This window comes from Streptomyces sp. NPDC057565, from assembly GCF_042801455.1.
Classification (GTDB): Bacteria; Actinomycetota; Actinomycetes; order Streptomycetales; family Streptomycetaceae; genus Streptomyces; species Streptomyces yanii.
Genome location: NZ_JBHVFU010000056.1, coordinates 37,382 through 48,135, shown reverse-complemented (window position 1 = coordinate 48,135; position 10,754 = coordinate 37,382). Strand labels below are relative to the sequence as shown.

Genomic DNA, 10,754 nt, shown 5'->3' with positions numbered 1-10,754 from the left:
TCCCCGCCGGCTGGATCCTCGTGACGGCCGGAACCCTGCTCGCGGTACACACCTGGGCCGCGGTGGCGGGAATGCTGGTGATCGGGTTCCTGCTCCCGTTCGCGGCGGTGGCCGGCCCACGGCTGGCCGGGGCCGCACCCGGCCTGCAACTGCTGTACATCCTGCCGTGCTTCCCCCCGTACACACCCCAAACACTCGGAGAACGGACGGAGGCGGGGACGGAGGCGCTCAGCCCCGAATGACACGCAGGCAACAGACCCCGCGGCCGGACACAGCGGGCAAGCGCAGCGGGCAGGGGCGGGCACAGCGGGCGAGCGGACGCGCATGCGGCGGGCGGGCGCGGTCTGTGGAGCCGGGTGCCCGGGCCGTCAAGGACGGTCCGGGCCCGCACAGGCACATCGCCGCATTTGCGGGTGCCTTCGGCCACCAGAAGAGACCAGACCGCTTCCCGGCACGACGATGACCCCGGCCCCGGAGCGAGCCCGGCACGCTCACCAAAACAGTCGACACCCGGTACCGCACCGCCCGTGCCGGATGCCCAGGAACAGACCACCAGGGCCGGTGACGCAGGTTTCGCCCCACCGCCAAAGCGCCGCAGGAAAGGGACCGCAGGTCCAGGCCCTTTGCCGCCGGGGCAATCCCCTGCGCCGGGCCCGGCTGCCCTGCTCCCGATACGCAAGGGACTGCGCGGTCTTGGCCGTAAGCGCGTCCCCTGCGGCCGCCCGGCCGCCGCCGGAACGACCCGGCCACAACAACCCGGCGCCTCGGCCCGCGGGCCCTGGAACAAAGTTCGCGGGACCGTGGCCGACCGGGCCCGCCCAGCGCGACACGCGGGGGACACGGCAAACACTTAGTATGGCGTAGCAGGTGTTATGGGGCACCGGGCGTGGGCCTCACACGTGGTGCGGCCGCCCGGGACCGGGCACCCGCCGCGATGTGCCCCCCTATGCCGGAAACCCCGGCCCGATTCCGACGGGCCGGGATTTCCATGCGACAGGCGGCCCTATTACCACCTGTCCCGGTAGTTGTCGACGACCCGGAAGCTACCCACGACACCGTGCTTGACCCACACGCCCCCGCGGACGAAGCGGGTGAAGACACCGTTACTGGTGCTCCAGGGACCGACCGTCGCGACCGGGGACCCGTCGTCGCAGGTGACCCCGCTGAAGACCTCCACGGTCTTCCGGCTGTCGTTACGGACGTTGAAACTCCGCGAGCCCAGACCGCTCACCACCGTGATACAGCCATCCGTGTGAGCGGAGTACGTCCGCTCGTTGAACTGGATCCGCCCCTCCCTGTCGCCATAGTCATCGTCGTAGCCACCATCACGACCATCGCCACGACCGAAGCCACCGCCGTCACCGCGACCATTGCCACCGCCGTAGCCACCGCCGTCACCGCGACCGTTGTCACCGCCGTTGCCACGACCGTTGCCACGGCCCTCGTTCCCCCTGTCATTCCCACCGCCCACATCACCAAAGACAACCGCGCCAGGAGCGGCCTGCTGAACGAACGGGGCAGCCTGGACGGACCCGGCTGCCGAGGCATAGGTGATACCGGTGGTGGCCAGGACCGCTGCGCCTACTGCGGCAGCGGCCACGGCCACGGTACGCGTGGTCATATCACTACTTCCTGTCTCAGAGACACCGTCGGCCGGACAGCCGAACTGAGACGAACGTACTGACAACCCCAATAGCTGTCATATCGGAAATACCGAACGTGTGCCCCCAGGAGGCCGACCGGGTGTACACGCAACACCCACCACAACCCCACCACCATCTGACAGACCACCAAAAAATAGGCCAGTAACCACGCCTGGCACATCATTAGACCCTCCGAGCGACACACTGACACCCGCTCACCCCGCCGAGGGCATCCCACCCAACCCAACACACCAAAACCACAACCACGCCCCACCCTGAACAACCATCACCAAGCACCCAAAAGACCCACCCTGAACGACCATCACCGAAGAACTGGTGCCCGCTCCGGTTCGAAAGCCCCCACCACCAGTAACCGACCCCACCCCGAAAAACCCCACCACCGGGACCAGGCCTGAATCCCCATCACCGGCTGGCCATGCACCGTCCTGGCCGCTACGACCGCCAGCCGCAGCCGCGCGAAGCACCAAAGCACCAAAGCACCACCGACATGCCGGACACCACCCACCCGAACCGTTCCTAACCAGTACGCATGAGTGAGTCCTGGACCCACTGCTGCGTACTGGGCGCATCCCGAACGCTCCGAGGTCGCCGCGCTGCACACCGAGCATCAAAATGCCAGGACGCGGCCGACGGCGATGGCTGATGCCACGGTGCCGCCGGTGACGACTGCCCAGGCCGCGACGATCGGGATGCGGGTACTCCAGGTGCGTAGCACAGGCGAGGTCGAAGCTCGAGCGAGGAACGCGTCGCGACCGCGCAGTACCGCAAGGCCGACGCCGGTCAGGGTCAGTGCCATTCCGGCACCGAACGCCGCCACCAACGCGATCGCCGCGCCGACCTGGCCGCTCAGCAGCCCGGTGAGGAGGACGAGGAACGCCGACGGGGAGGGGAGCAGGCCGCCGGATGTGCCGAGCAGCAGGATGCCGCGCCAGGTGAGCAGGGACTTGGACGTCGGGACGTGGTGGCTGTGGCCGTGGTGGTGATCGTGGCCATGGCTGTGATCGTGGCCATGGCCATGGCTGTGATCGTGCTTCCGGTTGGTCAGATGGCGCCGGAGCAGGCCGACGCCCACGGCGACCACGACCAGGGCTGCGATCAGCTGCAGCCAGTTCGTCACCGCTGCGACGTCCGGTGCGTGCTGGGCGGCGAGCCACCAGCCCACGGCGAGTACGGCGACCGATGCGGTGTGCATGACGGCCACGACGGCGCCGAGCCACACGGCGTCCCGTGCCCTGCCGTGGCCGCCCACGAGGTACCCGGCGGCGAGCGACTTCCCGTGACCGGGGGCGCATGCATGGAAGGCGCCCACCGCTGCCGAGACGAGAAGGGCAAGGGGCAGTACGACGCCGTGGTCCAGCAGCGCCGCAAGGTCTGTGGTCCACACGGTCGTCGACCCCGTGGATGCGGTGGCGGCGGAGCTGCCGGCTCCGTCGAGGGCGAGAGTAAGGGTGGGCTCGCTCGCCGTGTGCAGGCCGCCGCCACCCTTCTTGGTCACGGAGATCGTGCGATAGGCCGGGTCGACTTCGATCAGCGCGGTGATGGTCAAGGCGACCGTGTCCACGGGTTCGGGGCAGGTGTAGTGGATCACGGCGCCCTTGCTCGCGAGCCGCGCAGTGTCCACCGCCCCGAGCCGGCATGCGCGCCCGTCCTGGTGGATGGTGATGTGCGAGCCGAGGTAGGCCGCCTCGTCTCCCCTGGCAGCCTGGTGCATGACGTCCAGGTCGTTGCGCTGGGCCGACCAGGTGACCTCGACGGTGCGGCCTTCGGCCCTGACCTGGGCGACCGGCGGTGTGCCGAAGGGGTGCGCCTCGGCCGTGCCTGCGGCGCCGAGGAGCGCCCATACGGCTGCCAGGCCGATCAGCACGAGACGTGTGGCGTGGGTGCGGGTGGTCCGGAGGGTGTGCACAGTGGTGGTCCCGTCGGGAGTGGAGCGCCGCGAGTTGCCTCCCCTGCGGGGGAGGCAACTCGCGGACGGTGAGTCAGCTGCCGTTGCCGCGCGGGTGGCGGGCGGCCAGTGCGTGGAGCGTGCCGTCGTCGGTGAGGGCGATCACCCAGTCACCGCTGACGGAGAGCGCCGAGGTCACACTGGCGCCGAGGTTGTACTCGGTCAGCCGTTTGCCGGTGACACGGTCCAGGACGACCAGGCGGCCGTCCCGGGTGCCCGCATACACCAGGTCCTTGGTGGCCAGGGCGTGCATCGCGGGCGAACCGGGACCCTCGGTGCACCCCTGGGCGACCCGCCACTTGTCGTCCATCGGGCTCCTGCCGGGCAGGTAGCCGACCTTGGTCTCCCAGAGCGGCTTGGACGGGTCGGCCGCGCTGGTGTCGTAGGCGCGGATGACGCCGTCGCGGCCCGCTATGTAGGCGATGTCGCCCCAGATGGCGGGGCTCGTCAGCGGAGCCTTGCCGGGCTCGCAGGTCCACGGGTCGTTCGCCGCGGACTGCCACAGGACGTTGCCGGTCTTGAGGTCGTGCCCGCGGGCACCGCTCGTCGTCACGGTCACCAGCTGGGGGTCCCCCTGGGCCGGATCGGTGAGGGTCGGGGAGGAGTGGCTGTCGATGCCGCCGTCGGTGCCCTTCGCCCACAGCTGGCGGCAGCCGACGAGGTCCATGGCGACCACGGTGCTGCTGGAGTCGGTGTGCAGGTAGGCGATGTCGGAGCCGGGCCGGCGGACAGCCGTGCTGTGGAACTGACCCCAGTTCGTCGCGCCGTTGAAGCCGCCGAGCAGGTCGCCGGTCTTGGCGTCACGGCACTGGATCTTGTTCCAGTCCTGGTAGACGGCGACCGTGCGCTGCGCGTCCTTCAAGTCGAAGACGGTGACCGGACCACCGGCGCGCCCATAGCGGCGGACGGTGTTGCCGTGCTGCTCCTCCTTCTCCACCGCCTGCCAGACGACGTGGCCGTCCTCGGCGTCCAGCGCGTAGATCCGGCCGACCGCGGTGGTTATGTAGACCTTGCCGTCGTGGTAGGTCGGTGCCGACTCGGCGTCACCGTCCAAGTAGGTACGCCAGATCTCGCGGCCGGACTTGATGTCGTAGGCCAGCATCATATGGTTCGGCGAGTCGAACGCCCTGGAGGAGACGATCACCTTGCCGTCCACCACGACCGACCCGTTGAGGTTGAACTGCTCGCCGGTGTTGGCCGCCCACTGCAGGTCGAGCTCGGTGCCCGGGTTGTCGCCGCTGGCGGAGCGACCCGCCTCGTCGCCGCCCTGGCGCAGCCAGTCCTGACCGGTCTTCGGGGTGGCCAGCTTGGATTCGGGCACCACCGTGAAGGTGTTGGTGATGGTGCGCCACGCCTTGCCGCGGGTGTCGACCGCGGTCATTTCGGCCGTGTAGGTGTCCGGCCGGAGGCCAGGGAGGTGGTCGCCGACCCGGGTCCAGGAGGTCCGGGTCTCCGGGCAGGGCTCGGGGGTGCCGCCCGGAGGCGTGTAGCAGTTCTCGATGCCGGTCTTACGAACTCCGCTGCCGAACTTCATACGCTCCTCGTGCCAGGCGATGTGGCCGCGCGAGTCGCGAAGGGTCAGCGAAGCCGTGGCCGGGGTGCGCCCGGCGTCCTCCGCGTACAGCTGGATCGGTATCCCGGCGCTGTTGCCGTACACACTGCCCTGGGCGGGACTGACCAGCGCGACAGCGTTGCGGACGTCGAACTGGCGGTGGGTGCCCATGACGTAGCCGGTGTCCTCGTTGCGCTTTGTGTCCGGGTCGTCGTAGATGCCCTTGAAGTCGAGGATCTTGTAGTCCGGGTGGGAACCGTCGATGCCGTACTTGCCCTGGTTGTTGATCTCGACCGAGCGGTCGAAGGCGCCACGCCGGTACTCGGCCTGCTGGTTGTGGCCCGCGGCGAACATGCGCACGTCGTACTTGGACAGCTCGTCGATGGTCGGCTGCATGCCGGCCCCCGGACCCCACTGGGTGAACAGCGACCGGTGTGCGAAGACCAGCACCTGCTTGCCGACCGCGTGGCGCTTGAGGTCCTCACGCAGCCACTCCAGCTGCGGCTTCAGGCCGCTGGAGTCGTAGTTGTCCTCAAGGACGACGATGTGCCGCCCGTTGCGATCGAAGCTGTACCACTCCGGGCCCATGTTGCGGCGGAAGTACTCCAGGCTGCCCGCATAGCCCTGCGAGGTGGCGGTGCCGCCTATGTCGTGGTTGCCGACCACGGGGTAGAAGGGCATGCCGAGCTTGCCGTCGACCAGGCCCTTGTGCAAGAGGTCGTAGCCAACCTGTCGGCGGGGCTCCGAGGCGTAGTCGGTGACCGTCAGGTCGCCGGTCGCGATCACCATCGACGCGCCGTCGAGTTGGGACATCGCCTCGACCTGGCCGGTCCACTCCGGCAGCGTGCTGCGCGCGGCTCCGTCCGAGGTGTTGGACACCTCACCGTCGGAGTCCATCAGCCACTTCTCGGTGGGGTTGGCGGCGTTCTTGTCCGGCACCAGGGCGAAGTCGATGCCGGTGCTCGGACCGCCCTCGGGCACCTTGTGGAAGTACTCCGGGACGTAGTCGTCGCGCAGTGCGGGGGTGTAGCCGTTCGGGGAGACGATGCTGACGAGGTCGGTCTCCCGGCGGGTCGGGTCCATCTGCAGGGTGTAAGAGCCGTCGGGGCCGGTCGTCATCCAGACGGCGCCGTCCGTGACATCGACCCCGGGCATCGCAGCCTCGCCCGCGTCGCGCTTGCCGTTGCCGTTGGCGTCCTCGAAGACCGTGCCCGTGACAGCGACTGTGTTCGCGGTCGCCGCTGCCCCCTCGGCGAGCGGCGCCGCCGAGGCCACTTGGGGAGCCAGGCAGGACAGCGTCACCGCGCCGACAGCGGCCAGCTTGATCCGCCCGCGGCCGGCGCGCACCCTGGCTACCGGCTGGGCGAACTGGAGGCGCCCGGTGCGGATCCGCCACACCACGAGCAGCAGCGCCGCGGCCGCCGCGATGCCGAGCGCCACCGCTGCCCACGGGAAGGTGGGAAGCGCGTGGGCACCCGATGCGTCGACGACGGGGGTCTGGGCGTTGGCATTGACCGTGGTTCCGTCGAACTCGGTGACGACCTGGGTCAGTCCGCCCTGCTGCAGCATTGCGCTCAGGTCGAGCTTGTCGACGTGGCAGCTCCATGCGAGTTCGACCACCACACCGCCGGGAACGCCACCGCCGTCCCCGGCGACGCCGGAGCCGGTGGCAGGGCAGCTCGCGCTCAGCAGGTGCGACGCCCAGGCACCTGCCTTCTGCGGTGACACCACGTCATGGTGGACGATCAGCCGCCCACTGGTGACGTCGTCCTTGGTCGAAATGACGAGTTCGGCGTGCTCCGGTGACACATGCGCCGCAGCGGGCTGCGCACAGAAGCCCAGGATGAAGAGGAGCAGCGTAAGGCCTAGACCTGCTGCTCTGCGAAGGAATCTCATGGGCAAGGAAGCTAGCTTGACTGGACAACTTCCCGGCCTTGAAAGCGATAGTCTTCATCGAACGGTCCGCCGGAATTCATGCGAGGGCGCGCGAGGTCTCCCATGGCGGCGCCGCTGCTCGGTTGCGGAAGACCTTGAAGGACACGCGATACTGCCCAGGGACGGGACAGAACAGCGGCGCGCATCGTGCCAACCCGGGTTGCTGCACACACGCGGAAGCGAACGCCGTCGCCACCGTCGGCAGCAGCTGGACCAACCCGCCGAACAGGCCCCGCCCCTCCACTCCTTGCAGCAATCAACCGCATTGCTCGGAAAGCTCCACCTCTGCCTTCAATTCAACCGATCCACGAACCGAGCAGCTCGGCGGAGACTCGCGCATACGGCGATGCAGTGGGAGTTCACAGCGTGGCCGGTGCGGGTCGAACGGCAGGCCGCCGTTCCGCAGGTCATTCCCGACCCCCGGTCCTCGACTGGCTCACCACCGCAATCCTGGCCGAACCCCCCTCACCCCGCACCCGACCAGGGACGCCCACCCGCAGGCATGGAAGCGAGAAACGATGTACCGGAGAGTGTTCGTGACGATGCCTCAGGCGAGGCTCGAGCTTCCGGTGACTCACCTGCGACAACGCCCGACGCCGACACAGCGCGCTCTCCCACCTCTCCCCCATGGAGTTCGAACAGCACAACCACAGGAGAGACAAGCTCTCACCCGCAGCATGAACCCCCGTGTCCACACACCGGGGGTCACCTCGCAGCAGACTCACCCGCCTCGGCCACCAACTCGCAGCCCGAGCCCCGAATGAGGCAGCAGAGTCCTCTGCAGAGGCAAAGACGTCAGATCAGTGGCGTGTGGCACCTCGTCAGGGCAGGCGGGACCATCCCGTCGGCCCGGCAGTGGGGCGGTGCGCGGCTCTGGTGGCCGAGGCAGGTCAGAGCGGTCGGGTCGTGGCGACCAGGCGTCCCGCATGGTCCAGCACGGAGATGAATCGGATGTCGGGAAGATGCACGGCGCTCGCCCCCGTCACGGCGGCGGTGCCGTTGGGGGTGATCGCCCAGGTCGCCGCCTGCTCCTTGCGGCCGTCCACCGAGGAGACCTGGAGGACGAAGGGTCCTGATGCTCCTGCGGGCAGGTCGGCCAGGGTGACGCTCACCGCGGTGCCCCAGGGCTTGGCTGTGAGCGTGGCACGGCCGGACACGGAGTACCCGGCGGCCGCCGTGAAGGCCGTGGCCGGGCCGGTCGAGTGCCGGAACGGCAGCATCAACCCCAGTCCGAGCCCGGCAACCACGATCAGGGCCGCAGCCATTGCCAGCCACTGCCGACGAGCCCGGCGCCTGCGTGCGACATCGGCGGCGCGGACCTGCTCCAGCAGGCGGTCGACCCCGCCCGACGAAGCCGGGGACGCCGCATCGGTGTCGGCCTCGCGCGTGGCCTGCGGAGGGGCCGCGGGCATACCCGGGGCACGGCGCAGCAGTCCCGCCAGCGGGGCCGAGCGCGCGAGCTCGTCACGGCATTCCTGGCACATGGGCAGGTGGGACTCCAGAACGCGGCGGTCGCTCTCGCTGAGGCCGCCCAGCACATACGCGCCGATCAGCATGCGCACGTCATCGTGGTCGGTGCTCACCGTAGAACTCCCATTTCTTCAAAGGCTGCGCGCAGGTTGCGTACGGCGTAGTAAGCGCGGGACTTGACCGTTCCCTCCGGGATCGTGAGCCGTGACGCGGACTCGGCGACGGTCAACCCCTCGAAGTAGAGCGCCTGGATCACATCACGATGCTCGCTGGACAAGCGTTCCAACGCTGCGGTAACCAGGTGCCCCTCCAGCGCCGACTCCACATCATCGGCAGAAGGTACAGCCGCGAGCGCCTCGTTGTCGTAGAGCGGTTCCGGACGCCGCTGCTCGGCGCGCCAGCCGTCGGTGAGCACGTTGCGGGCGATCGTGAAGAGATAGGAGCGGACGGTGGCGTGGCGTGGCTCGAGCTTGTCGATGCGGCGCCACGCCCGCAGCAGCGTCTCCTGCACGACGTCCTCCGCCTGCTCAGGACTGCGCACGTACCTGCGCACGAAGGAGAGCAGCACATCGTGGTGCTCGGTGTACAACGCAGTCATCAACTGCTCGTCCGGCGTCACGCTCGATGGCCTCGTCTCGCAGGTTAGGGTCGCTTGGAGCATCGTCGGGCCCGGGCTGCAGGCGGTGGACAGTCCGCGCCCCGGGGAGGCGCGGAACCGGATCCGATCCATCCGACTCACTTCCATACATGACCGCACCGGCCGCACCGTCTTCGAGGACGGCTGCGACCTGCGGTTTCTTGTGTCCTGAGGCACTTGTCGCGTGCCCTTGCGACTGCGTATACGACGAGCTGGGGGTTCAAGTTCACCCGCACACAGCGGACGAAGTCAGAATTTCGCTGTTTGTTGGAGCGAAGGCCTGTCAGCGCCCTTTGTAGCAGGGGCGTGCACGGGACCGCTGACACGGGGTCGGCGTCGAGAAGAACGGGCGCGCTGGACGACATCCTCGTCCCGCAAGCTTGATGGACGCCGGACGATCCAACCCTGTGCTGTTGGATCCGGCAATCTTGGCAGGTTGTGGCCGGTCGGCGCAGGGTGGCGAGCCCGGGCTTCAAACGTGATTGACGGGGCTGCTTCCTCGTTGTCACCGCGGAACTAGAGCGTGTTTCATGAGCGGCGCTGTGCGAATCAGACCTCGGGAAGGGACGGATCGGGTGTCCAGGGCTGTGGTGCGGTGATGGCCCAGCGTTCGTGGTCCCGCCATCCCCCGTCGATGTAGAGGTAGGAGGGCGAAACCCCTTCGTAGCGGAAGCCCAGCCGCTGGACCAAGGCCAGGGATGCTTTGTTCGCCGGCTGAATGTTGGCCTCCAGCCGGTGGAGCCGCAGGTCGGTGAAGGCGTGCTGCAGGGTGACGGCGAGCCCTTCGGTCATGTATCCGTACCCGGCGGACGGGGCGAAGGCCGCATAGCCGAGAGACGCGCCCTGGTAGCGGCCCCGGATAATCGAGTTGATGTTGACCATGCCGGCGGCTGTGCCGGTCTCCCGGACACGGACCAGAAAGCCCTGGTTGGTGCCGTCGTCAAAGCGGCGCATCCAGACCTGGAACTCCTCCGCGGTCGCGGGTAGCTGCATCCATGGCAAGTGCAGATCGGAGCTGGCCTGCACGAGCGTGCAGAACTCGTCCTGGTCGGAGAGGGTGAGCGGGTGTAGTTCGACCCGTGACGGCATCTTGAGCATGGACCAACGTTAGGGCCTGTGAGCAGTGGGGTACCCGCGTAATCCACTACTGAGATGATCTCGGCGCGTGGTTCGTGGTGATTTGACCGGTGCGCAGTGGGCAGTGCTGGAGCCGTTGCTGCCGGTGGGGAAGAAGCGGGGTCGGCCACGAAGTGGACGAAACGGTGTACGGGTTGTTCCGCCACCGGCAACGCGACGGAACCTGGGCGCGGATCGTGACCGATCTGCAGGCCCGGGCCGACACCGAGGGCCTGATCACCTGGGATGTCTCGGTCGAATCGGCCATCTCCCGCGCACACCAGCACGCCGCCGGTGCGGGGAAAAAGGCGGCGCATACAAGAACGTGCAGGCCCTGGAAGCCGATATCCGATCACGGGTCAAGAGCTGGAACGAAGACCTCAAGCCGTTCATCTGGACCAAGACAGCCGAGGAAACCTCGATTCCCTCGCCCAC

General features: G+C 68.4%; 6 protein-coding genes and 1 pseudogene. 1 reads left to right on the top strand and 6 read right to left on the bottom strand.

Annotated features, from left to right (window positions below; translation table 11 throughout):
• A pseudogene (locus ACFU8W_RS42685) lies at nt 1–242 on the top strand (FUSC family protein); the annotation flags it as partial.
• 764 nt (nt 243–1,006) lie between these two features.
• Here the strand turns inward: ACFU8W_RS42685 and ACFU8W_RS42680 are convergent.
• The 6 genes from ACFU8W_RS42680 to ACFU8W_RS42655 all read right to left on the bottom strand — a co-directional run bounded on the left by ACFU8W_RS42680 (nt 1,007) and on the right by ACFU8W_RS42655 (nt 10,301).
• A complete protein-coding gene (locus ACFU8W_RS42680; protein WP_384049863.1) occupies nt 1,007–1,621 on the bottom strand; it encodes a hypothetical protein in 615 nt (204 codons plus the stop codon).
• A 650-nt stretch (nt 1,622–2,271) separates the two neighbouring features.
• Nucleotides 2,272–3,570 (bottom strand): hypothetical protein, encoded by a 1,299-nt coding sequence (locus tag ACFU8W_RS42675; RefSeq protein ID WP_384049860.1) that lies wholly within the window; start codon nt 3,568–3,570, stop codon nt 2,272–2,274.
• A 73-nt stretch (nt 3,571–3,643) separates the two neighbouring features.
• Entirely contained in the window at nt 3,644–7,057 is a 3,414-nt protein-coding gene (locus ACFU8W_RS42670) for a PQQ-binding-like beta-propeller repeat protein (protein ID WP_384049857.1), read from the bottom strand.
• Between the two features lie 929 nt (nt 7,058–7,986).
• On the bottom strand, nt 7,987–8,679 hold the full coding sequence (locus tag ACFU8W_RS42665; protein ID WP_384049854.1) for an anti-sigma factor family protein: 693 nt from the start codon (nt 8,677–8,679) through the stop codon (nt 7,987–7,989).
• Nucleotides 8,676–9,164 (bottom strand): sigma-70 family RNA polymerase sigma factor, encoded by a 489-nt coding sequence (locus ACFU8W_RS42660; protein WP_384049851.1) that lies wholly within the window; start codon nt 9,162–9,164, stop codon nt 8,676–8,678. Before ACFU8W_RS42660 ends, ACFU8W_RS42665 begins: the two co-directional genes overlap by 4 nt.
• A gap of 588 nt (nt 9,165–9,752) precedes the next feature.
• Entirely contained in the window at nt 9,753–10,301 is a 549-nt protein-coding gene (locus ACFU8W_RS42655; protein WP_384049849.1) for a GNAT family N-acetyltransferase, read from the bottom strand.
• Nucleotides 10,302–10,754: the final 453 nt, after the last annotated feature.